Below are 22,116 nucleotides of genomic sequence, written 5' to 3'. Positions count from 1 at the left end.
CGCCGCCGTGCTTTGTCCGCGCGCATCCGCGATTGGAGAACGTCGGGCTGGTGAGTGGGATGGACGACTGGGACGAGGCGCTTTACTTCGAGTCGGCTCTGGACATCATCGGCAGCCTCATGGCGTGGTGCACAGCCGAGGAGCTCGGCGCGCCGGCGGACACGTCGTGGCGGGAACTGCGCGGAAGATACCTGAGGGAGTTCACGGACCTCGACCCGGCCGATCACGCGGCCGTGGCCAGAGCCGTGAAGGTGCACGGTACACGGCTGGCCGAGCTGGGCGGCTCGGTGAAGGTCGCTGCCCGTCCGTCACCTGAGGCGTATCGGCTCCCCTCGGCGGAGCACGCCCGCGTGTTCACGGAGCGGATCGTTCCGGAGATGCTGAGCGTCGCGATGTCCAGCGCGGAGCCGAGCGCCCTGATCGTGACGGGGGCGCCGGGCTCCGGTAGGACGACGCGGATCCGCCGGACGACGCGGGCCCTGGCCGCCCCGAACGGCTGGGAGGTGATCGATCCCGAGGCGTTTCTCGCTTACCACCCCTACAGCTGGGACCTCGTCCTCCATGACGATCCGATCGCCGGCGACCAGGTGATGACGGACGCGCTGGGCTGGTGTGCCCTGGCTGTCGAGCGGGCCATCGCTCGCCGGGCCGACGTCGTGCTCGAGATCGGTGCGCACCAGGACGGCGACGCGGGCGACTACGCGTCGGTGTTCCGGGACGCCGGCTACCACGTCGAGGTCGAGACGATGGCGGTTCCCGAGGCGGTCGCGAGACTCCATCTGATGATCCGCTACCACTGCCGCCACGGGAACTGGCAGGTGCTCACGCTGCCCCCGGCGGCCCGTTGACGCGGTACAGCTCCGCCCTGGCACGAAACCACGTCACGGTGTCGAGAGACGGCGGACGCGCGCCCGCGCTCAAGAGATGGGCGAGGAAGTCCCCGTGGGGAGCGAGAGCGTGCTCACGCAGGTAGTAGCCGACGGCCTCGGACCAGATCCAGACGCCGTCCGTGCGGAAGCTCCAGGGGACCACGGCGCGGCGCGAGCGGTCCACGACATCGTCGCGCAGGACCGGGTTGTCGCGGACCGTCAGCGCCGACATGAGATAGCCGGCGATCCGCTCACGCCGGGCCACATCGGTCACGAGCGGGTGATCGGCGTGGAAGCGCGGCCCCGCCTCGCCTTCCACGGCGTCGTAGACCGTCGCCCGGTGGAAGGCACGCGGCGGGACGGGAGCCCACAGCAGCGACGACCGGGCCCGGGCGGTTCGCTGGTAGGCGGGCAGGCTCGACGCGGTGGTGTAGACCTCGACCTGCGGATCGGGCTCGCCCCGCTCGCTCAGCACGATCTGCGCGCGCAGTGCGAGCAGGCACGGGTCGGTGCCTGACGCGACCTCGACGAGGTACACGCGTTTCGCACGAGGCCCGGGCGGACCGTCGGGAGGGAACCGCCACGCCCGCCACAGCCCACGACATTCCGGCTCGCCCGCGACCATCTCGATCAGGGCCGCGTCCCGCTCGTCGAGCAGGCCGTCCGCCGATGTCCGATCCCTGGTGTCGGTGAGGTCCAGGCAGCGGCCGATCCGTTCCCTGTGGGCCCGCAGCACGGCCAAGGGGGCCGGGGCGAAGTGCCACGCCGGGACGGGGTCTTCGGACTGCCGCCTCGTCCCCGCCGGAGGGGCGTGATCGACGCCCGCGCCGCCCAGCAGGGCGGCGAGAAGGTCGGCGTCGCGGCCGGCCAGGGACACGCCACGCTCAAGGACGGCGGCGGCCACGGACGCGGCCAGGCCTTCCAGGTCCTCGGCGACGAGCCGGTCCCTGGCCTCGGAGATCAGGCCGTCGGGAACCCGTCCGGACAGCCGCAGCAGCATCGCGTGACAGCCGGCCACCAAGCTCGGAAACCTGTATGGACGCTGACTCATCCGGTTTCCCGCCTCCCGTGCTGAGCGGTGGAGTTCATGCTAGCGAGGACGTCGGCGGCGGCGATGCGGCCGTACAGTTCCATCGCGTTCGCGAACGTGCCGAACAGACCCGGCGACGCCACCTCCACACCGCGGATGATCTCGTAGATCGAATGGTCCTCCGTCGGAAGCATCCAGCCGAGGAGCGCGCGGGTGAAATCCTCCTCGGTGACGCCCTCGGGCTGTATCCAGCGGAATATCGAGTGGAGGCGGGCCGCGGTGCCCGATATCCCGGCGACGACGGGGAACCCCGCCTCCGTGGACACCGTCGTGAACCAAGGGTGGTCGGCGTGCATGCCGTAACGAGCCGTTCCCAGCACCCAGCTCATCGGCTCCTGCGCATCGTGCGCGGGGTCGTCGTCAGGTCGATCGAGAAGCTCCGACCAGGTGTCCTCGGCCGCCGGGTCGTCCAGAACGTTGCGGATCTCCGGCGAGGAGGCCGGCTCCGGGGGCGTGCTCGGCGGCTGCGACGGCTCGGCCGGCCGCCGCGCGGTGGCCAGTTCGAGGGAGTGCAGCGGCATGTCACGGTTCAGGAAGTCCTGGGGCGTTCGCTGGAACGCCGGCAGTTCCTCGACCGTGCGTGACCATCTGGCGGCCTGGCTCTCCTTGAATTCGGCCACGGTGATGGCGGCGTCCGGTGAATGCGTGCCGAGGGTGGAGATCTTGAAGATCTCCCGGGAGTTGGCCAGCGGGCGCTCCAGGAGAGGACGTAATCGGGACACGTCCAAGCCGGCGCGGGCCGCCGTCCGGGTCCAGTCCGGCCGTGTGCGCAGTTCGTACAGGGTTTCCTTGAGAGTCAGGCCGTGCTGGCTGAAGAAGGCAGCGTTGTAGAGCGAGGTCATCAGCATGCGCAGATTGCCCTCGCGGCGCAGGTCGGCCAGCGCGATCGTGTCGCGTCCGACCTGGCCGGGGCTGGTGGGGTCGTCCTTGAAGAACGCCTGCTCGGTGCGCGCGGCCGGGGTTCCCGGATAGAGCTCACGATGGAGCGCGGTGAGGACGTCGTGCAGTCTGGCCACCGTTCGCTCCGCGGCGGTGCGGGCGGCGGCGTCGTGGTACAGCACCTCGCCGAGTTCGCGCTCGAAGTCCAGGAAACGCTCGATCTCCGCGGGGTCGTCGGGGGTCAGCCATGGTCGGGCCATGGCCTCGACCGCGTCAGCCTCACCGGCGAGGTGGTCGTAGGTGGTGGCGTCCTCGGGGTGCTCCCGGCGTTGCCGTTCCAAAGTGCCACGCAGATCGTCCAGCCGGCGCGTGAATTCCAGCCGTTCGACGGGCGTCCAGGGGCGCTCCCGTTCGGCTCGCAGGGCCTCCTGGGCGCCCGTGCGTCCCAGCCATCCGCCATCGGGTCCACGCCGGTTGGAGAAGATCGCCTCGCCCGTGCGCAGCCGGATGTGCACCGCGTTCACGATCGCCGGCGGGTCGTCGGACTCCAGCAGACCCACCGTCCTCTCCGACCCGGAGAAGCGGCTGTCGTGCGCCGCCGCGGGCACGAAACGGCCGGCGCCGTGGCTGACCCTCTCGCTCAGATAGCGGGTGAGGACCGACAGCCGGCTCTGGGCCCCGGCGGCCGCCACGAACTCGGTCTCCACCTGGTAGCCGTGGTCCTGGAACTGCTTGATGAAGGCGCCGGCTTCGCGCGGGTCTCCCAGGGTGGCCTCGACGATCACGTTGAAGCCGTGCGCGATGACATGCTCGAACGCCATCGCCTGCCACTGCTTCGCAATCGGCTGGATGAGGTTGTTGGTCGCCACGTCGTTCCAGGCCAGTAGCCGGGCGTACGCGGGGTGGAAGTCCTTGTACTCGTCGACGATCAGCCGGATGGCCCCGCCCCGTTCCCGGAACCCCTCGTGGAGCCGGCGGATCGTGGTCGACTTGCCCGCGCCCGGCTGGCCTCCGACGACGATCATCGTGGGGTTCGGAGAGCGCGTGGCGCCCGACAACATCTCGGGGACGATCCGGCGCTCGAAGATCTCCCGTAGATCCTCGTCGGTGAGCCTGTGGTCGACGGGAGGCGTCGGCGGGCCGGTATCGGCCGGTGCCTTGACCGGCCGCTCGCGTTCTGACGGTGACGGGTCCGTACGGGGTCTGGCAGCGGGTGGGCCCACGGGCTCGGGTGCGGGTCGCGCTCCGCTGAGGGCCTGCACGAGGTCCGCATGAGAGGGCACCAGTTCTCCGCGGCGCACTGTTGCGGACGGTGAGATGGCTGTCGGGGGCTCCGGCGAGGCCTGCGTCGGCCGGACTCTCGGGTCACCGGAGGCGGGCGGGCCTTCGGACGTGAGGGAGGCGGGTGTGGAGGAGGCGGGTGTGGAGGAGGCGGGTGTGGAGGAGGCGGGTGTGGAGGAGGCGGGTACAGGCGGCAGGACGGTGCCCGGACCGCCGGCCGCTTCGGTGACGGCCGGCGCCCGCGGCGCTCGTGCCGGAGTGGGATCGCCGCTCGCCGTGGGACCGGCAGGAGCCGCGTGGGACGCGGTGGAGGGTGGAGGGCTCGCTGGTGTGCCGGCCGCGGTGGCGGGCGTGCCGCCGCCCGTCGGCGCCGCCGGAGCGGCGGACGGGACGTTGGCCACGGGCCCGGATGAGGCGGGCGGGACGTTGGCCACGGGCACGGATGGGGCGGATGGGAGGCTCGCCACCGTGCTGTGCGTCGTGGCGAGCGGGGGCGGGGCAGCGCCGATGGGCGCGCTCTCGGTCCAGGTGGTGGCCGGTGTGGTTGTCGTGGTGACGCCCGTGCCGGTGCTGGGAGAGGAACTGGTGGCCAGGTCGGCCGCACCGGTGTGCGTGCCGGGGGCCGTACCGCCACTCGTGCCGGCCGGCGTGGGGGAGCCGCCACCCGTGCGGGACGCGTCCGCGGCCGAAGCCGTGGCGTGTGCGGCGTCCAGCGCGGCGTGCGGACGGGTGATCGCGCTGACCACGTCGGCGCTGAACGGGCTGATCGTGTTCGTACGGCCGGCGCCCGCTGCCATCCCGCCCAGCACTCCCTCGGCTGACGGCAGCTCCCACTTGCCGTACACCACGCCGTTGGCCACGAACCCGGCGGGCACTGACACGGCCCCATTCGTGAGGCCGGCTTGAAGGGCACGGCCGGGATAGCGACGCAGGGCGTTAAGAATGCCCGGAGCGTCGCGGGCGGCCGCATTCAAGGCCTTGATCCCCGGCACACTGCTCACGAACCTGGACATCGGCCGGACGAGCCGGGAAGCGAGCACGGCGCCACCGGCGTCGCCGAGGATGGCGGCCATGGTCCGCCGGCCGTCCCACCGCCGGCGGGTGCCCAGCTCCCGCTGGCGGTCCTGGGCGTAGCCGTCGATCAGCAGCCCCTCGGCGACCTCCTCGGGCACCTCCCGGAGCGCGTGGCCGGCGACCGCCCTTGCCAGCAGGGCCTTGCCGCGCCCCAGAGCGCTCAGCCGAGCGGTGTTCACGGTCGCGGCCTTGGGGACGACCTTCTCGGCGAAGCGGACGCCCGCCGCCTCGTCCAGCCGCTTGAAGACCTGGTCGAGGAACCTGCGCAGTTCCCTGGCGTACGGGCCGAGCAAGGGAGTGGTGGCTCCCGCGCTGAAGAACGTGGCCAGTCCCGCCACGGTGGCCGCCGACAGCGTCACCCAGAAGCCCGCGTTGATCGACAACTTGGCGTACTGCGTCTCGCGTGCGTAGCCGTCGTGCTGCAGCGCGTACGCGTGCGCGATCTGCGCCAGCGCGGCCAGCCCCGACTCCCCGGAACCGAGGCGCTCGACGTCCGCGCGGAAGGCGTCGGCGGCAGGACCCTGCCAGCCTTCCAAGATCTTGCCGGCCGCGGGGCCGCACTTCTGGGCGGCGGCCGCCGAGCACTTCGCCAGGTCCTCGAATGCCACCGCCAGCGCCGCCTCGCCGCTCTCGCCGGCCTCCGGCCACAGCTGCCCGGACGAGATCAGCGCGAGCAGGATGTCGGCCGGCGGCGGCAGGCTCTCGCTCCACGCCTTGGTCACGTCGGTGGCGAATCCTCCGCTGCCGATCGTGTCGTCCTGGTCCGCGAGCCTTCCGGTGACCGGGGAGCTCACGTTGCGACCTGGACCGGTCTCTACAGCCATGCCTGCCTCGGCTCGCCCCCGTGCCGATGGGCTGTGGTCAAGCTACTAGGTCCTCCTGTCGAACGATGCGGCCTCCGCCTCCGCCGAGCCGTCGACGCTCTGCCGAACCGCTGTGCCGCTGTCGATGATCCGGCCGACCTGGTCGCCTGCCCAGGCGATCACCAGGTGGGGGCCGTCACCTTCCATGTACGCCCGCCGGAACTCCCTGCCCGCCGAGTCGTCGCCCCACGGAGCGGCGGCGTGCAGCCGTTCGATGCGGGCCACGGCGTCCCTGACCGCGTCGTCCAGGTCGGCGGCCATGGCGTTCCAGCGCGCGAGTCCCTGATCGACCAAGGGGCGCTCGATCCTGAGTGTCACGAGGCGTCCCAGGTGCCGTGCAGGTGCTCGCTCAACCGCGAGAGCCCGGCGTCGCGCAGCTCTTCGGTACAGGCGCGCAGCGTGTCCGCATCCAGAGGAGGCGAGGCCAACACCCCCCTTTGTGCCGCCGGGAACGGATCTTTCTGCGACCCTAGCCGTCAATATCGCGCGCGCCGGAACGTTTCGCCATTTTTCGAAGCGTGTGCTCATGAGGCGCCTGCGGTCGCCCGGCCGGTGGTGTCACGCGCGCCGCCGCCCATGCTGCGCACCTGCTGATGTGAGGGCAGCGTTACTGCCGGGGAACTGCCGGGACACGTGGGGGCAACAGAACGGGGCTACTTATCTGTCAATCGACAGAAATTGCCTCCCGGGGAGAGCCCATGGCGCCTTCACCTTCCGCCGACGAGAGCGTCCTCGAAAAGTTCGGCTACCGGCAGGAACTGCACCGCAGCATGGGCCGCTACGCCTCGTTCGCGGCCGGTTTCTCCTTCATCTCGGTCCTCACCACGGTCTTCCAGTTCTTCGGCCTCGGTTTCTCCTTCGGCGGCCCGGCGTTCTTCTGGACCTGGCCGCTGGTGCTGGCCGGCCAGCTCATGGTCGCGCTCTGCTTCGCGGAGCTGGCCGCGCGCTACCCGATCTCGGGGGCCATCTACCAGTGGTCCAGCCGCATGGGTAATGCGACGTTCGGCTGGTTCGCCGGCTGGATCATGGTGCTCGGCCAGGTCGCGGTGATCGCCGCCGCGGCGCTGGCCCTGCAGGTCGTCCTCCCGGCCATCTGGCCGGGCTTCCAGCTGATCGGCACCGACCCCTCGCCGGTGTCCGCGGATGGCGCGGCCAACGCCGCGCTGTTCGCCGTGCTCCTGCTCGCCGTCACCACCGTGGTCAACCTGCTCGACAACAAGATCATGGCCAGGGTCAACGTCATCGGGGTCACCGCCGAGATCGTCGGCGCCGTCCTCATCGTCGTACTGCTGCTCACCCACGCCGACCGCGAGCCCAGCATCACCTTCGAGACCGGCCTGCCCGGCGGCGCCTTCGCCGCCCTGCTGGTGGCCGCCTTCGCCGCGTCCTACGTGCTCATCGGCTTCGACAGCGCGGGCGAGCTGAGCGAGGAGACCCGCAAGGCCTCCGCCGTCGCGCCGCGCACGATCATCACCGCGCTCGGCGCGGCCGGACTGCTCGCCTGCCTGATCGTCTTCGCCGCGCTGCTCGCCGCGCCCAGCCTCACCGACGGCCGCCTGGCCACCGAGGGCCTGTCCTACGTGCTGACCAGCACCCTCGGCGACGGCTTGGGCAAACTGCTGCTGGCCGACGTCGTGGTGGCGATCTGCGTGGCGACGCTGGCGATCCAGACCTCCGCGACCCGCATGCTCTTCTCGATGGCCCGCGACGGCGTCGTGCCCTTCGCCGCACAGCTGGCACGGGTCTCGCCCCGCACCGGCATGCCGACCGGCCCCGCCCTGGTCACCGGCGCCCTGGCGGCCCTCATCGCGGCGATCAACTTCATCTCGCCCGACGCCTTCCTCGCGATCGGCACCACCTGCATCGTGGCCCTGTACATCGCCTACGCGATGGTGACCGGGCCACTGCTGTGGCAACGGCTGCGCGGGGCGTGGCGGGGCGGGGCGCCGGCGGGGGTGGACGAGAACGGCAAGCCGCTGTTCTCCCTGGGCCGCTGGGGCTTGCCGGTCAACGTGCTGGCCGTCGTCTACGGCGTCGGCATGGCCGTCAACCTGGCCTGGCCGCGGGCCGAGGTGTACGCCCCTGCCAGCGGAGAGTGGTATTTCCAATGGTTCACGGCGCTGTTCCTGGCCGCGGCGGTGGGGGCGGGCGTGCTGTACCGGCGGTCAGCCGCCGCGAAGCAGCGCGCTGCCCAGCTCTCGCAGGTGGGCGAGGTCGCCCTCACCGACACCGCCAACGCGTAGCGCGGCGTCGGCCACCGCCTCCGCCATCGCCTCGACCGCGAGGGCGGAGGCGTTCCTGCGGATCAGGATGACGCTCTCCACCACGGAGTAGACCAGATCCGCGCGCAGGTCACGCTCGTTCTGCGGCAGCCCGGCGGTGATCGGCGCGAGCAGGCCCGAGTAGGCCTGCTTGAGCGCGGTCCGCAACTCCTGGAAGTCAAGGAACCGGTCGGCTTCGGGCAGCAGGTACAGAGCGCCCAGATTGTGCTCGCCGGAGCACAGCAGCGCCGCGTCGCGGTACGCCAGCGCCCACAGCCGCGCCCCCGCGGGCGCGTCGGAGGCGGCGAGCAGGCGCGCGGCCTCCAGCGACGGCCGCACCGTGCTCTCCAGCAGCTCGGCGAGCAGCTCTTCCTTGCCCTTGAAGTAGTGGTACAGGGTTGCCTGCCGGACCCCGGCGCGCTCGGCCACCTCCCGGGTGGTGGTGGCGCTGTAGCCGTTGACCGTGAACAGCTCCGCCGCCGCCGCCAGGAGCTCCTCGCGCGGGGACAGGCCGGTCTCGGGACGCGCGACGGCACGTGGACGTCCCACCCCTCTTCTGTTCACGCACCGATCCTTCCACAGGCCGCGGACCCCTCCGTTTCACAGGAATGAAACAGCCGGGATGCGCGGGCGAAACGTCACGATCTTAATTTCTGTCGAGCGACAGAAATTAAAGGAGGAGCCCGATGGCGACAGCCACCACGTACGGCGCACGCGAGCACGCCCGTGCCCAGGAGGGCGCGGTGGTCCCGGCCATGCCACGCGTGCCGGCCCCAGAGGGCCTGACCTGGTCGGAGACGGTCGCGGGCGGCAACTACACGCACCGTGCCCTGGCCCGCGGCACGGAGCTGACTCTGACCGACGCAACCGGCGACGCCTGCGCCCACCTGCTGCTTCACGTGACCGACCGCCCCTGGGAACGGCTCAACATCGCCGACACCATCAAGGTCCTGTGGAACGCCTACCCCGGCGCGGGGCACCTGCTGCTGTCCGACCAGGGCCGGGTGCTGGCCTCGGTGCTGGAATCGACCGCGCCCGCCGACGCCCTGTGCGGCGTCTCCACGCTGCGTCGCAACACCGAGCGCTACGGCGACGGCGCCCCGCAGAGCACCTCGCCCGCCGGCCGGGAGTTGTTCAAGCTGGCCGCGGCCAAGCACGGGCTGAGCCCGCGCGACCTGCCGCCCTCCATCTCCTTCTTCCAGGGCGTCCGCGTCGACCCAGGGTCGGGACGCCTGGAGTTCACCGGCTCGGCGGGCCCCGGCGCGAGCATCACGCTCCGCGTGGAGATGCCGGTGACCGTCGTCATCGCCAACGCCACCCACCCGATCGACCCTCGTCCCGACTACCGCTGCGGCCCGCTGGAGGTCGCCGCTTCTTCCGGCAGGCCGACCGAGCCCGGCGATCCGCTCTGGGAAGCCACCCCCGAAGGCCGCCGCGCTTTCGAGAACACCGCCGACCACCTCACCGCCAGGGGCATGCGATGACCGACGTGACCGTTCCCGCCCGTGCTCCCTGGTCCTCGGTGGTCCCGGCCGGCCGGCACCTGACCATCACCGACCTCGGCGGGAACCAGGCCGTCGACTGCCTGATCTACGACGCCCATGACACCGCCGTACGCTACAGCGCCCAGGACACCGTCCACGCCCAGGGCGGCATCTTCCTGACCACCGGCACCGTGCTGCTGTCCAACGAGCACACGCCGTTGCTGACCGTCGTCGAGGACACCTGCGGCCGGCACGACACGCTCGGTGGCGCCTGCTCCAAGGAGTCCAACACCCTTCGGTACGGCCAGCACACCTGGTCCCAGCACGCCTGCGTGGAGAACTTCCTGGCCGAGGGCCTGCGGCACGGCCTGGGCAAGCGCGACCTGGTCAGCAACATCAACTGGTTCATGAACGTCCCGGTGGAGGCCGACGGCACCCTCGGCATCGTGGACGGCATCTCCGCCCCCGGCTTGAGAGTGACGCTGCGCGCCGAGACCGACGTCCTGGTGCTCGTCTCCAACTGCCCGCAGATCAACAACCCGTGCAACGGCTTCGACCCGACCCCGGTGAGGATCACGATCCAATGAGCATGACCCTCCTGGTCGCCAACAGGGGCGAGATCGCTGTCAGGATCATTCGCACCGCCCGCCGGATGGGCCTGCGAACCGTCGCGGTCTACTCCGACCCCGACCGCGGCGCCGCACACGTCCGGCTGGCCGACCATGCCGTACGGCTCGGCCCAGCTCCGGCCAAGGACAGCTACCTCGACGCCGACCGGGTGCTGGACGCCGCGATAGCGTCGGGCGCCGACGCGCTCCACCCCGGCTACGGCTTCCTGTCGGAAGACGCCGCCTTCGCGCGCCGGGTCGAGTCGGCCGGTATGGCGTTCGTCGGCCCCACCCCGGAGCAACTGGAGCTGTTCGGCGCCAAGCACACCGCCCGCGCTGCGGCCCACGCGGCGGGCGTCCCGCTGCTGCCCGGCACCGGACTGCTCGCCGACCTGCCGGCCGCGCGGAGCGCCGCCGAGCAGATGGGCTACCCGGTGATGCTCAAAGCCACCGCAGGCGGCGGCGGGATCGGGATGCGGGCCTGCCGCGACGCGGCGGAGCTGGCCGAGGCGTGGCAGAGCGTGCAGCACGTGGCCTCGGCCAACTTCGCCACCGCCGGAGTGTTCCTGGAGCGGCTCGTCGAGGGCGCCCGCCACGTCGAGGTGCAGGTGTTCGGCGACGGCCGGGGGCGCGTCGTGGCCCTCGGCGACCGGGACTGCTCGCTGCAGCGCCGCAACCAGAAGGTGCTGGAGGAGGCGCCCGCCCCCGGCCTGCCCGACTCGGCACGCGACCTGCTGGCCGACAGCGCGCTGCGATTGTGCGAGTCCGTCGGCTACCGATCGGCCGGGACGGTCGAGTTCATCTACGACCCCGTGCGGCGCCGGCCGTACTTCCTGGAGGTCAACACCCGCCTGCAGGTCGAGCACCCGGTGACCGAGGCGCGCTACGGCGTCGACCTGGTCGAATGGATGCTGCGGCTGGCGCAGGGGGACAGCTCGCCGCTGGACGCGGGAGTGCCCCAGCCGCGCGGCCACGCGGTCGAGGCGCGCGTCTACGCGGAGAACCCGAGCAAGGACCACCGGCCGAGCGCCGGGCTGCTCACCCGGGTGGAGTTCCCCGCCGACGTCCGCGTGGACACCTGGATCGAGACCGGGACCGTGGTCACCACCTCCTACGACCCCATGCTGGCAAAGGTGATCGTGTCCGGGCCCGACCGCGAGACGGCGCTGGCCAGGCTGGGCACGGCCCTGGAGGCCACCCGGATCGACGGCGTCGAGACCAATCTGGCCCTGCTGCGGGCGGTCGTCGAGGACCCCACTGTGCTGGCGGCCACGCACCACACCGCCACCCTCGCCGGGATCGGCGACGACTCGCGGCGCATCGAGGTCATCCGGCCCGGCATGCTGACCACGGTCCAGGACTGGCCAGGTCGCACCGGGTACTGGCAAGTGGGCGTGCCACCGTCGGGCCCGATGGACGACCGCTCCTTCCGCCTGGGCAACCAGGCGCTCGGCAACGAGCCCGGCGCACCGGGGCTGGAGTGCACGCTGCAGGGTCCGGCGTTGCGCTTCACCCACGCGACCACGGTCTGCGTCACCGGCGCGCCCGCTTCCGTCACGCTCGACGGCACGCCCATCGCGATGTGGGAGCCGGTGACCGTCGCGGCGGGCGCCACGCTCGACATCGGCGCCCCGCCGACCGGCATGCGCACGTACCTGCTGGTCGCCGGAGGCCTGGACGTGCCCGCCTACCTGGGCAGCGCCGCCACCTTCACGCTCGGCAACTTCGGCGGTCACGGCGGGCGTGCGCTGCGCGCGGGCGACGTGCTGCGCGGCGGGACGGTCCGCCGGGGGCTCACCGGGGCCGGCGGAGCCTGGGAGCCGGGCACCTGGGAAATCGGCGTCGTGGAGGGGCCGCACGCCGCGCCCGAGTTCTTCACCGACGACGACATCGCCGACTTCTACGCCACCACATGGAAGGTGCACCACAACTCGGCACGCACCGGCGTCCGGCTCATCGGCCCCAAACCGCGCTGGGCCCGGCCCGACGGCGGCGAGGCGGGACTGCACCCGTCGAACATCCACGACACTCCCTACTCGGTCGGGGCAATCGACTTCACCGGCGACATGCCGGTCATCCTCGGACCCGACGGGCCCTCACTGGGCGGCTTCGTCTGCCCCGCCACTGTCGTGACGGGCGAACGATGGAAACTCGGCCAGTTGCGGCCGGGTGACACCCTGCGTTTCGTCCGCCTGCCCTCAGCGGTCGGCCGGCCCGGCGACGGAGGAGTGCTGGCCCGCCGGGGTGACGTCACCTACCGGCGAAGCGGCGATGACAACCTCCTCGTCGAGTTCGGCCCCATGGAGCTCGACCTGGCCCTGCGCATGCGGGTGCACGCCCTCGCCGAGGCGGTGGACGCGGCCCGGCTGCCCGGCATCGTGGACATCACCCCCGGCATCCGCTCGCTCCAGGTCCACCTCGATCCGGCCGCGCTGGCGCAGGAGCGGTTGCTGGACGTACTGATGGAGCTCGAAGCAGGGCTGCCACCCGTCGAGGAACTGGTGGTCCCCTCGCGCACGGTGCACCTGCCGTTGTCATGGGACGACCCGGCGACACGCGAGGCGATCGAACGCTACATGGCGGGGGTACGGGACGACGCTCCCTGGTGCCCGTGGAACATAGAGTTCATCCGCCGGATCAACGGGCTCGGCAGCGTGCAGGACGTCTACGACACCGTCTTCGACGCCGAATACCTCGTGCTCGGGCTCGGCGACGTCTACCTGGGCGCCCCGGTGGCCACCCCGCTCGACCCGCGGCACCGGTTGGTCACCACCAAGTACAACCCGGCCAGGACCTGGACCGCGGAGAACTCCGTCGGCATCGGCGGTGCCTACCTGTGCGTCTACGGCATGGAGGGGCCTGGCGGCTACCAGTTCGTCGGCCGCACGGTCCAGGTCTGGTCGACCTACGGGCAGGACACGCCCTGGCTGCTGCGCTTCTTCGACCGCATCCGCTGGTACCCGGTCAGCGCGCAGGAGCTGCTCGACCTGCGGGCGGACATGGCGGCCGGGCGGCTGGAGCTGAAGATCGAGGACGGCTCGTTCTCGCTGGCCGACCATCGCCGCTTCCTGGCCGCCCACTCGCCGTCCATCGCCGACTTCCGGGAGCGGCAGGCCGCGGCCTTCGCCACCGAGCGTGCCGCCTGGGAGGCTTCCGGCGAGTTCGCCCGGGGCTCCGAACCCCCCGACGCGCCGCCTGCCTCGACGGAGGTTCTCTCGGGCGGGGTGGTGGCCGAGTTCGCGGCCGGCGTCTGGCAGGTGGCCGTCACGGCCGGCGAGCGGGTCGAAGCAGGGGACAGGCTCGTCGTGCTGGAGGCCATGAAGATGGAGTCGGTTGTCCTGGCGCCGGTGACCGGGGTGGTGGAGCGGGTCCTGGTCAAGCCCGGCGACCAGGTCGATGCCGGGACCGCGCTGGTCGTGGTGAGGGGAGAGCGGGCATGACCGCGACGAACGGCGTTCAGCGGGCGGACGGGCGCGGAGCCGCGGCGGTCGACAGGATACGGCGGGCCTATGCCCGGATCGCCGAGGTGAACCGGCCCGAGGTATGGATCACCCTGCGCCCGCAGGAGGAGACAGAGGCGGAGGCCGCCGCGATCGACCCGGCCCTGCCGTTGGCCGGGACGCTCTTCGCGGTCAAGGGCAACATCGACGTCGAGGGCCTGCCCACCACGGCGGGTTGTCCCTCCTATGCCTACCTGCCCGAACGTGACGCAGAGGTGGTGGCACGGCTGCGCGCGGCAGGTTCGGTGGTGCTCGGCACGACCAACCTCGACCAGTTCGCCACCGGGCTGGTCGGGACGCGCAGCCCTTATGGGCCGGTGCGCAATGCCGTCGACCCTTCCTACGTCTCGGGCGGATCCAGCTCCGGGTCCGCGGTCGCGGTCGCGCTCGGGATCGTGGACTTCGCGCTCGGCACCGACACCGCGGGGTCCGGGAGGGTCCCGGCGGCCTTCAACGGGATCGTGGGGCTGAAGCCGACCTACGGCCTCGTCCCCACAGACGGTGTCGTACCCGCCTGCGGGAGCCTCGACTGCGTCACCGTCTTCGCCCGCTCCCTGCCCGAGGCCCGCCGCGCCTTCGCCGTCATGACCGCCTCGCCGGTGACCACGGCGCCCGCCTCGCCGGGCGCCGTGGAGTCGGCAAGGGAGGTGGCCGTGCCGCCCAGGCGGCCGGGGCCCTGGCGGGTGGCCGTGCCGGCGGTGGACGCGCTCGGCGAGCTCGACGCCGGCTGGGCGCAGGCCTTCGAGCGCGCCGCCCGCTCGTTCCGCGGCGTGGAACTGCTCCCGATCGACCCTGCTCCCTTCCTGGAGGCCGCCGAACTGCTCTACCGGGGTGCCTTCGTCGCCGAGCGTTACCGCGCGGTCGGCGAGTTCGTCGCCAAGGGCGGTCCCGACCTGGACCCCACCGTCGCGGGGATCATCACGGCCGCCGCTGCGATCCCCGCACACCGCCTGTTCGCCGACCAGGAAGCTCTCGCGGGCCTGCGAGCCCAGGCCATGGCGAACCTCGGGGACGCGGACGCCCTCCTGCTGCCCACGACCCCCGGCCATCCAACGCTCGCCGAGGTGGCGGCCGAGCCTTTGACCGCCAACTCCAGGCTCGGCCGCTTCACCAACTCCACCAACCTGTTCGGCCTGTCCGCCCTGGCCGTGCCGGCCGGGACGGCCGGCGGGCGGCCCTTCGGCGTGATGCTGCTGGGCCGTCCACACGCCGACGACCATCTGGCGGCGATCGCCGAAACGCTCAGCCTGCCGCTGCGCCTGGCCGTCGTGGGCGCTCACCTCAGCGGCCAGCCGCTCAATCACCAGCTGACCGAACGCGGCGCCGGTCTCGTCCTCACCACCACCACCGCCTCGGCCTACCGCCTGTACGCCCTGCCGACCACCCCGCCCAAGCCGGGCCTGGTCCGCACGGCCGAGAGCGGAGCGCCGATCGAGGTCGAGGTGTGGGAACTACCGCCCGACGGCCTGGGCAGCCTGCTCGCCGAGGTTCCCCGGCCGCTCGCGCTCGGCCAGGTCGAGCTGGCCGGCGGCGGCACGGCGACCGGCTTCGTGTGCACGCCGGAGGGCCTGGCCGGTGCGACCGACATCACGGTTCACGGCGGTTGGCGAGCCTACCTGGCAGCGGGGTGAGCGTTCGTCGAGGCATCGACCGCTCACCGCGGCGGCGTGGGTGGTTGGCGGGGCGTGGTTGACCCGTGATTCGCAGGTGGCGCGCGTGCGGCGAGGTGCCCGTCGGATGGTCGCGTCCGCCCGGAGGCGTGGGCGTCCGGTGGCCGGTGGTGCGCCCGTTCGGTGGTGTCCGTTCGGGCCGTCGCGTCCCCCGTGGAGCGGTCGGCCGGAGCGGTGTCAGGCGGGCTGGTTCGGGGCCTGGGCGGTGATGGCCGGGATGAGGTGGTAGCTCTCCTGGAAGACCAGGTTGTGGGCGTCGGCGGTGGCGATCACCCGTAGCGTGTCGAGCTGGGCCTCGGCGTCCACCGGGTTGAAGACGTTCAGCGGCCAGTCCCCGACCGTGTTGCCCCGCAGGTGCGGGTGGTGGAAGTCGCAGCCGTAATGGGCGACGATCGCGATCGGCTGGTTGTGGGTGGCGCGCTGCTCCGCCCACGTCAGCGACCACATCGCGTTGAGTCCGCCCTCGCGCGACCGGGTGACCCCGCTGGCGACCACCTCGCCGGTGCCGAGCAGCAGGTCGGTGTTGATCTCGTCGAGTGCCCTGCGCGCCACCGGGTCGAGCAGTTCGGCCGCCATGGCGAACACACGTTCCTTTTCCTCCCGGGTGACGGCCCCTCCGTGGTCGCCGTCACGCAGGTCGCGGAAGTGCCTGAGCAGGGCTTCGTTCATCGGAGTGCACATGACTACCCCCTGCCCAGATCCGGGTCAGGTGAGCAGGGCGGCGATGCGGTCGCGTACGTCGGGCGTGTCGAGCCCGCGCACCGTGAGCGTCGTGCGGCGGCGTACGACGTCGTCCACCGTGGCGGCCCACTCGCGGTCGCGCGCGTAGACCGCCTGGGCCCAGATGTCGGGGCCGTCCGGGTGGATGCGCTCGCCGAGAGAGGGGTCCTCGCGGATGAGCCGGGCCAGGTCGAACGCGATCGACCCGTAGTGGCCGGCCAGGTGCCTGGCCACCAGCGGGTCCATGCGCGTGCCCGGGTCACGGTCGGTCCACAGCCGCAGGGCCACCGCGTCGGGGCTGGCCAGCCCAGGGAGGGGGACGGCGGGCAGGATGTCGGCCAGATCGTCGCCCAAAGGGCGCCCCGGCAGGTGGGCGAGCGTGTCGAGGACGTGCCGGCCGATGTGACGGTAGGTGGTCCACTTGCCGCCCGCCACCGAGAGCATGCCGCCCGAGCCCCGGGTCACCACGGTCTCCCGCTTGGCGGCCGTCACCTCACCGGGGCCGCCGGGCAGCACGCGCAGCCCGGCGAAGGCGTAGGTGATGTCCTCGCGCCTGAGCTGGGCGTCGCGCACGGAGTGGCCGGCCTCGTCGAGGATCTGCGCGATGTCGGCCTCGGTGGCGCCCACCCCGCCGGGATCGCCCTCGTACGCCTCGTCCGTGGTGCCGAGCAGCAGGTGGTCCTCCCACGGGATGGCGAACGACACCCGGTACTTGTCGATCGGCGTGGTCAGCGCCGCCTTCCAGGGCTCGTGGCGGCGCAGCACCAGGTGGGCCCCCTTGGACAGCCGGATGCTCGGCGCGGCGTCCGGGTCCTCCATGCGCCGCAGGTGGTCCACCCAGGGCCCGGTGGCGTTCAGGACGAGCCGGGCGGACACCCCGAACTCGGCCCCGTCGAGCCGGTCGCGCAGGTCGGCCCCCGTGACCGTGCCGCCCGTCGTGCGCAGCCCGACGACCTCGGCGTGGTTGAGCACGACGGCGCCCGCGTCCACGGCGGCCCGCACGGTCATGACCGCGACGCGGCTGTCGTTCATCTGGTGGTCGCCGTAGACGGCGGCGGCCCGCAGGCCCTCGGTACGCAGGGCGGGCACCTTGGACAGGGCCTGCTGGGGCGTGATCACCTTGCCCATGCCGTCGCCGAACACCGACAGCGCCGAATACAGGAACACCCCGGCGCCCAGCTTGGCCGCACCGTGCGGCCCGCCCTTGTAGATCGGCACCAGGAACGTCAGCGGCTTGACCAGGTGCGGCGCGATGTCGGCGGCCAGGGCGCGGCGCTCGCGGTGGTTCTCGGCGACGAGCCTGACGTTGCCGGTCTGCAGGTAACGCAGCCCCCCGTGGACCAGCTTGGAGGAGGCGCTGGAGGTCGCGCCGGCGAAGTCGCCCGCGTCGACCATCGCCACCCGCAGCCCGGCCTGCGCGGCCATCCAGGTCACAGACGTGCCGAGGATGCCACCGCCGACCACGAGCAGGTCGTAGGCGGTGCGCGAGAGCTCCTCACGGGTCTCCGCGCGGTCGGCGGCGGTCGTCGTCCTCATTGCCCCACTCCCTACTGCTCGACCCAGTCGAGGGTCCGGGCCACGGCCTTCTTCCAGTTGCGGTATTCGTGCTCGCGCGCGGCCTCGTCGATGTCCGGGTGCCACTCGGCGGCCTTGTGCCAGTTGGCGCGCAGGCTGTCGATGTCGGGCCAGTAGCCGGTCGCCAGCCCGGCGGCGTAGGCGGCGCCCAGGGCGGTCGTCTCGGCCACCATGGGCCGGATCACCGGCACCGCGAGCACGTCGGCGAGGGTCTGCATGAGCAGGTTGTTCGCGGTCATGCCGCCGTCGGCGCGCAACGTGCTCAGGTCGAGCCCCGAGTCGGCGTTCATCGCGTCCACCACCTCGCGGGTCTGCCACGCCGTGGCCTCCAGCACGGCCCGCGCGATGTGCCCCTTGGTGACGAACCCGGTCAGCCCCGCGATCACGCCGCGCGCGTCCGAGCGCCAGTGCGGCGCGAACAGCCCCGAGAAGGCCGGTACGAAGTAGCAGCCGCCGTTGTCGTCGACCGTCCTGGCCAGCGTCTCGATCTCGGCCGCGCTGGAGATCAGGCCCAGGTTGTCACGCAGCCACTGCACCAGCGACCCGGTGACCGCGATAGCGCCCTCCAGCGCGTAGGTGGCCGGGCCCTCGCCGATCTGGTAGCCGACCGTGGTCAGCAGGCCGTGCTTGGAGACGACGGGCTCATGGCCGGTGTTCATCAGCAGGAAGCTGCCGGAGCCATAGGTGCTCTTGGTCTCGCCGGGCGCGAAGCACGTCTGGCCGAACAGCGCCGCCTGCTGGTCGCCGAGCGCCGAGGCGACGGGGACGCCCGCCGCGGTGTGCCCGTAGACCTCGGCGGACGGGCGGATCTCCGGCAGCATCGCGCGGGGCACGCCCAGCGCGGCGAGCAGCTCGTCGTCCCAGGCCAGCGTGTGGATGTTCATCAGCATGGTGCGGCTGGCGTTGGTCACGTCGGTGATGTGGCGGCCGGTGAGGTTCCACAGCAGCCAGCTGTCCATCGTGCCGAACAGCACCTCGCCGCGCTCGGCCCGCTCCCGCAGCCCATAGGCGTCCAGCAGCCAGCGGATCTTCGGCCCGGAGAAGTACGTCGTCAGCGGCAGCCCCGCCTTCTCCTTGAACAGTCCCTCGTGCTCGGCCAGCGCCCGGGTCAGCTGGTCCGTGCGGGTGTCCTGCCAGACGATCGCGGGACAGACGGGCCGGCCGGTCGCCCGCTCCCACAGCACGGTGGTCTCGCGCTGGTTGGTGATGCCCAGCGCGGCGATCTGGCCGTCCTCGATGCCGGCGCCGCCGACGGATTCGGCCAGCACGCCCTGCACGGCCTGCCAGATCTCGGCCGCGTCGTGCTCCACCCAGCCGGGCTTGGGGAAGATCTGGCGGTGCTCGCGCTGGGCGACGGAGATGATGTTGCCGGCCTGGTCGAAGACGATGCAGCGGCTGGACGTGGTGCCCTGGTCGATGGCTGCGACGTATTGAGGTCGAGGCACGGGGTTCCTCGCTTGGTTCTGGTTCGGCAATGCCGAACGAATGCTATTTCCTGGCCCTAGGGATGTTCAAGTGAGCGGGTGATCGCGCGGGCGGCGTCCCGTACGTACGAGACGAACTCCATGTGCAGGGCGCCGTCTGCGGCCAGCCGCTCGACGGCGCCGCGGATGCCGATGGCGCCCACCACGAGGCCGCGCGGGTCCTTGATGGGCGCGGCGATGGCCACCTCGCCCTCGGTGAGCTCCTCCGTCTCGGCGGCCCAGCCGCGCGTCCTGACCAGGCCGAGCTCCTTCTCCAGCGCCGCCGGGTCGACGATCGTGTTCTTCGTGTACGGCTGCAGCGGCGGCGCGGGCGGCTCGCCGTACGGGTCGTGGGCGAGCAGGACCTTGCCGAGCGCGCTGGCGTGCGTCGGCAGGTACGTGCCCACCTGGAGGGTCTGCATGCTGTCGTCGGGCCGGAACACGTGGTGGATCACCAGCACGTGCCCCTCGTGGAGGGTGCCGATCCAGGCGCTCTCCCTGCTGCGCCCCGCCAGGGCGTCGGCCCAGTTGATGGCGCGGGTGCGCAGCTCGTTGACGTCGAGATAGCTGCTGCCCAGGTGGAGCAGCGTGGCGCCGAGCCGGTACTTGCCGCTCGCCGGGTCCTGTTCCACGAACCCGACGTGGACCAGCGTGCGCAGGATGCCGTGCAGCGTGCCCTTGGGCAGGCCCAGCGCCCTGGCCAGCTCGGCCACCCCGAGCTGACGCGGACCCGAGGCGAGCAGCCTCAGGATCGCGGCCGCCCGCTCGACCGACTGAATCGTCTCTCCCACAACCCGCACACTAGCGCAGTTCTGTTCGGTAATGCCGAACGGGTGCGGGGATGGAACCGATCTTGGCGCGGCAGCGTCCAGAAGGTGGGGGAAATGCGCCGTCAATCCTTAATGGGATGACAGTTCCGTTAAAATGGAACGTTGCGACAAGGAGACTAGATGGACCAACCTTCCCGTTCGGCGGGAACCGTGCGCCCCGGGGGCCGCACGGCGCGGGTGCGCGCGGCCGTCATGGAGGCCACGCAGGACGAGCTGGTCGAGCACGGCTTCCATGGCCTGACCATGGACCAGGTGGCGGCCAGGGCGGGCGTCGGCAAGACCACGGTCTACCGGCGCTGGGGGAGCAGGGCGGGCCTGGTCACGGACCTCATGATCGAGCTGGCCAACCAGTCCACGCCCCACGCCGACACGGGCGGCGTCGAGGCCGACCTGCGGGCCAACGCGCTGTCCGTGCTGGAGGCGATCAACGACGGGCGGCTCGGTGCCACGTTCCAGGCGGTGATCGCCGCCGCGACCAGTGACGAGCAGGCCGCCGGCGCGCTGCGCGCCTTCTACGAGCGCAGGATCGAGGAGTGGGCCAACGTCGTGCACCTGGCGGTCAAGCGGGGCGAGCTGCCCGGGGGCACCGACGGCGCGGAGGTGATCCGCGCGATCTCCGCCCCGCTCTACTACCGGCTCGTGGTCACCAGGGAGCCGGTGACCGAGGTGGACGCCGAGCGGTCCGTGGCACGCACGCTGGCCGCCGCCAGGGCCGGCGCGTTCGTCGTGGAGGAGTCCTAGCTCACGGGTGCGAACGCGGCCAGATGGAGCCGTACCACCACAGGATGCCGCCCATCACGATCAGGCCGCCCGCCGTCGCCAGCTTGGCCATGAGGTCGGCGGGCGGGCCGGTGAAGGGGAGGTTGCGGAGGTGGTGGCCCCAGGGGCAGTCGTTCTTGACGCGGGTGGAGTGGATGAGGGTGTTCCGCTGCTTCTCGGCCACCGAGTACGCCTCGACCTCCGCGGTGCTGCCCTTGCCCACCGGTACGTGCCTGACGATCGTCTTGCGGGCCGGGATGGAGCCGGTCGCCACGCTGACCCCGTCGGCCTGGACGTCGAAGGGCGCGAGCTGCTGGGTCAGGTTGTGCAAGGTGACGGACGCGCGCCCCGAGCGGCAGTGGACGTCGTCCACGGTCATCGTGAACGGGTCGCCGTGGTCGTCGGGCCAGGGCCACGCCTCCGCGCTCTTGGGGAGGAACAGGGTCGCGCACACCGGGAGTGCGGCCAGCACGAGACGTGTCCTGATATGCATGAGCTCCCCCCAGCGCGTGATCTTTGATACGTAAGGTGCCCATGTGACCGCGAAAAGTAACATCGACGCGCTGGGGGAGCGCGAGCTCCGCGAACCCTTCATGATGGAGGTATGGCGGAAGCGATCTACGTCGGCGGTTTGTTGGTGGCGACGCCGCTTCTCGACGACCCCAACTTCCGGCGTAGCGTCGTGCTGATCCTCGAACACGACCACGACGGCGGCACCCTGGGTGTGGTGCTCAACAGGCCGAGCGACATCTCCGTGACCCAGGTGCTCCCCGTGTGGGATCCGCTCGTGACCGGGCCTTCCGTGCTCTTCGAGGGCGGGCCCGTACAGACCGACAGCGCGCTCGCGCTGGCGGCGGTCCCCAGCGGAGAGGAGCCGCTCGGCTGGCGCAGGCTGCACGCGGGCACCCCCGCCGTTTCCAGGCTCGGCACGGTGGATCTGGACGCGCCGCCCGAGATCCTGCAGGGGGAGATCGCGCAGATGCGCATTTTCGCGGGGTACGCCGGCTGGTCGTCGGGCCAGCTGGAGAGCGAGATCGCCGAAGGCGCCTGGTACGTGGTCGACTCGGAGGCCGGCGACACCTTCCACGCGGATCCCCGCGCGCTCTGGCGGCACGTGCTGCGGCGCCAGCCCGGCGAGCTGGCCTTCGTGGCGACCTGCCCGGAGGACCCGACGATGAACTAGCCGGTCG

Annotated in this window: 17 protein-coding genes; 8 read left to right on the top strand and 9 right to left on the bottom strand. The window is 71.8% G+C overall.

All coding sequences use genetic code 11. From position 1 onward, the window contains the following. The first annotated feature begins 59 nt into the window (after window positions 1-59). Window positions 60-848 (top strand): zeta toxin family protein, encoded by a 789-nt coding sequence (locus ACIBQ1_RS12930; protein WP_397277665.1) that lies wholly within the window; start codon window positions 60-62, stop codon window positions 846-848. Here the strand turns inward: ACIBQ1_RS12930 and ACIBQ1_RS12925 are convergent. The 3 genes from ACIBQ1_RS12925 to ACIBQ1_RS12915 form a co-directional block, all read right to left on the bottom strand. Beyond that, entirely contained in the window at window positions 823-1,890 is a 1,068-nt protein-coding gene (locus tag ACIBQ1_RS12925; RefSeq protein WP_397277034.1) for a hypothetical protein, read from the bottom strand. The genes ACIBQ1_RS12930 and ACIBQ1_RS12925 overlap by 26 nt on opposite strands. 26 nt (window positions 1,891-1,916) lie before the next feature. Then, on the bottom strand, window positions 1,917-5,987 hold the full coding sequence (locus tag ACIBQ1_RS12920; RefSeq protein ID WP_397277032.1) for a zeta toxin family protein: 4,071 nt from the start codon (window positions 5,985-5,987) through the stop codon (window positions 1,917-1,919). Between the two features lie 75 nt (window positions 5,988-6,062). Continuing rightward, on the bottom strand, window positions 6,063-6,374 hold the full coding sequence (locus tag ACIBQ1_RS12915) for a hypothetical protein (protein WP_397277030.1): 312 nt from the start codon (window positions 6,372-6,374) through the stop codon (window positions 6,063-6,065). A gap of 380 nt (window positions 6,375-6,754) precedes the next feature. On the opposite strand from ACIBQ1_RS12915, the gene ACIBQ1_RS12910 reads away from it, so the two are divergent. Beyond that, window positions 6,755-8,299 (top strand): amino acid permease, encoded by a 1,545-nt coding sequence (locus tag ACIBQ1_RS12910; protein ID WP_397277029.1) that lies wholly within the window; start codon window positions 6,755-6,757, stop codon window positions 8,297-8,299. On the opposite strand, the gene ACIBQ1_RS12905 is transcribed toward ACIBQ1_RS12910, so the two are convergent. Further along, window positions 8,222-8,881, bottom strand: a complete 660-nt coding sequence (locus tag ACIBQ1_RS12905; RefSeq protein WP_397277027.1) for a helix-turn-helix domain-containing protein — start codon at window positions 8,879-8,881, stop codon at window positions 8,222-8,224. The two genes, ACIBQ1_RS12910 and ACIBQ1_RS12905, sit on opposite strands and share 78 nt — an antisense overlap. Window positions 8,882-9,003: 122 nt before the next feature. On the opposite strand from ACIBQ1_RS12905, the gene ACIBQ1_RS12900 reads away from it, so the two are divergent. From ACIBQ1_RS12900 to ACIBQ1_RS12885, 4 genes are read left to right on the top strand one after another with little or no spacing between them, the layout of a single operon-like run. Next, a complete protein-coding gene (locus ACIBQ1_RS12900) occupies window positions 9,004-9,801 on the top strand; it encodes an urea amidolyase associated protein UAAP1 (RefSeq protein WP_397277026.1) in 798 nt (265 codons plus the stop codon). Beyond that, a complete protein-coding gene (locus ACIBQ1_RS12895) occupies window positions 9,798-10,388 on the top strand; it encodes an urea amidolyase associated protein UAAP2 (RefSeq protein ID WP_397277024.1) in 591 nt (196 codons plus the stop codon). Before ACIBQ1_RS12900 ends, ACIBQ1_RS12895 begins: the two co-directional genes overlap by 4 nt. Beyond that, window positions 10,385-13,849, top strand: coding sequence for a 5-oxoprolinase/urea amidolyase family protein (locus tag ACIBQ1_RS12890; protein ID WP_397277022.1), 3,465 nt, complete (start codon window positions 10,385-10,387; stop codon window positions 13,847-13,849). Before ACIBQ1_RS12895 ends, ACIBQ1_RS12890 begins: the two co-directional genes overlap by 4 nt. Beyond that, entirely contained in the window at window positions 13,846-15,540 is a 1,695-nt protein-coding gene (locus ACIBQ1_RS12885; protein WP_397277021.1) for an allophanate hydrolase, read from the top strand. The genes ACIBQ1_RS12890 and ACIBQ1_RS12885 overlap by 4 nt, the downstream gene beginning before the upstream one ends. Window positions 15,541-15,756: 216 nt before the next feature. Here the strand turns inward: ACIBQ1_RS12885 and ACIBQ1_RS12880 are convergent, their stop codons facing one another. The 4 genes from ACIBQ1_RS12880 to ACIBQ1_RS12865 are packed head-to-tail and all read right to left on the bottom strand — an operon-like array spanning window position 15,757 to window position 20,128. Then, window positions 15,757-16,248, bottom strand: coding sequence for a hypothetical protein (locus ACIBQ1_RS12880; protein WP_397277020.1), 492 nt, complete (start codon window positions 16,246-16,248; stop codon window positions 15,757-15,759). A gap of 36 nt (window positions 16,249-16,284) precedes the next feature. After that, the gene (locus tag ACIBQ1_RS12875) at window positions 16,285-17,835 is read right to left on the bottom strand and encodes an FAD-dependent oxidoreductase (RefSeq protein ID WP_397277018.1); all 1,551 of its coding nucleotides are present in this window, start codon (window positions 17,833-17,835) and stop codon (window positions 16,285-16,287) included. 11 nt (window positions 17,836-17,846) lie between these two features. Then, window positions 17,847-19,319: a glycerol kinase GlpK gene (gene glpK / locus ACIBQ1_RS12870; protein WP_397277016.1), complete on the bottom strand. Its 1,473-nt coding sequence runs from the start codon at window positions 19,317-19,319 to the stop codon at window positions 17,847-17,849. Between the two features lie 56 nt (window positions 19,320-19,375). Beyond that, complete coding sequence (locus tag ACIBQ1_RS12865; RefSeq protein ID WP_397277014.1) at window positions 19,376-20,128, bottom strand: IclR family transcriptional regulator; 753 nt, start codon at window positions 20,126-20,128, stop codon at window positions 19,376-19,378. A 159-nt stretch (window positions 20,129-20,287) separates the two neighbouring features. Here ACIBQ1_RS12865 and ACIBQ1_RS12860 point away from each other — a divergent pair, with 159 nt between their 5' ends. Then, window positions 20,288-20,908, top strand: coding sequence for a TetR/AcrR family transcriptional regulator (locus ACIBQ1_RS12860; RefSeq protein ID WP_397277012.1), 621 nt, complete (start codon window positions 20,288-20,290; stop codon window positions 20,906-20,908). Between the two features lies 1 nt (window position 20,909). Here the strand turns inward: ACIBQ1_RS12860 and ACIBQ1_RS12855 are convergent, their stop codons facing one another. Beyond that, a complete protein-coding gene (locus tag ACIBQ1_RS12855) occupies window positions 20,910-21,398 on the bottom strand; it encodes a hypothetical protein (RefSeq protein WP_397277010.1) in 489 nt (162 codons plus the stop codon). Between the two features lie 132 nt (window positions 21,399-21,530). Between ACIBQ1_RS12855 and ACIBQ1_RS12850 the strand changes: the two genes are divergently transcribed. Continuing rightward, on the top strand, window positions 21,531-22,109 hold the full coding sequence (locus ACIBQ1_RS12850; protein ID WP_355393904.1) for a YqgE/AlgH family protein: 579 nt from the start codon (window positions 21,531-21,533) through the stop codon (window positions 22,107-22,109). The last annotated feature ends 7 nt before the right edge of the window (window positions 22,110-22,116 follow it).

The sequence above is a fragment of the Nonomuraea sp. NPDC050153 genome, from assembly GCF_044460125.1.
In the GTDB taxonomy this organism is placed as follows: Bacteria; Actinomycetota; Actinomycetes; order Streptosporangiales; family Streptosporangiaceae; genus Nonomuraea.
This window is presented reverse-complemented; position numbering and strand designations above follow the sequence as displayed.

Bases quoted from the DNA above. Each gene is read 5' to 3' on its own strand.
- ACIBQ1_RS12860 (WP_397277012.1), top strand. From the start codon at position 20,288: ATGGACCAACCTTCCCGTTCGGCGGGAACCGTGCGCCCCGGGGGCCGC.
- ACIBQ1_RS12910 (WP_397277029.1), top strand. From the start codon at position 6,755: ATGGCGCCTTCACCTTCCGCCGACGAGAGCGTCCTCGAAAAGTTCGGC.
- ACIBQ1_RS12885 (WP_397277021.1), top strand. From the start codon at position 13,846: ATGACCGCGACGAACGGCGTTCAGCGGGCGGACGGGCGCGGAGCCGCG.
- ACIBQ1_RS12930 (WP_397277665.1), top strand. From the start codon at position 60: ATGGACGACTGGGACGAGGCGCTTTACTTCGAGTCGGCTCTGGACATC.
- ACIBQ1_RS12875 (WP_397277018.1), bottom strand. From the start codon at position 17,835: ATGAGGACGACGACCGCCGCCGACCGCGCGGAGACCCGTGAGGAGCTC.
- ACIBQ1_RS12900 (WP_397277026.1), top strand. From the start codon at position 9,004: ATGGCGACAGCCACCACGTACGGCGCACGCGAGCACGCCCGTGCCCAG.
- ACIBQ1_RS12850 (WP_355393904.1), top strand. From the start codon at position 21,531: ATGGCGGAAGCGATCTACGTCGGCGGTTTGTTGGTGGCGACGCCGCTT.
- ACIBQ1_RS12895 (WP_397277024.1), top strand. From the start codon at position 9,798: ATGACCGACGTGACCGTTCCCGCCCGTGCTCCCTGGTCCTCGGTGGTC.
- ACIBQ1_RS12890 (WP_397277022.1), top strand. From the start codon at position 10,385: ATGAGCATGACCCTCCTGGTCGCCAACAGGGGCGAGATCGCTGTCAGG.
- ACIBQ1_RS12880 (WP_397277020.1), bottom strand. From the start codon at position 16,248: ATGAACGAAGCCCTGCTCAGGCACTTCCGCGACCTGCGTGACGGCGAC.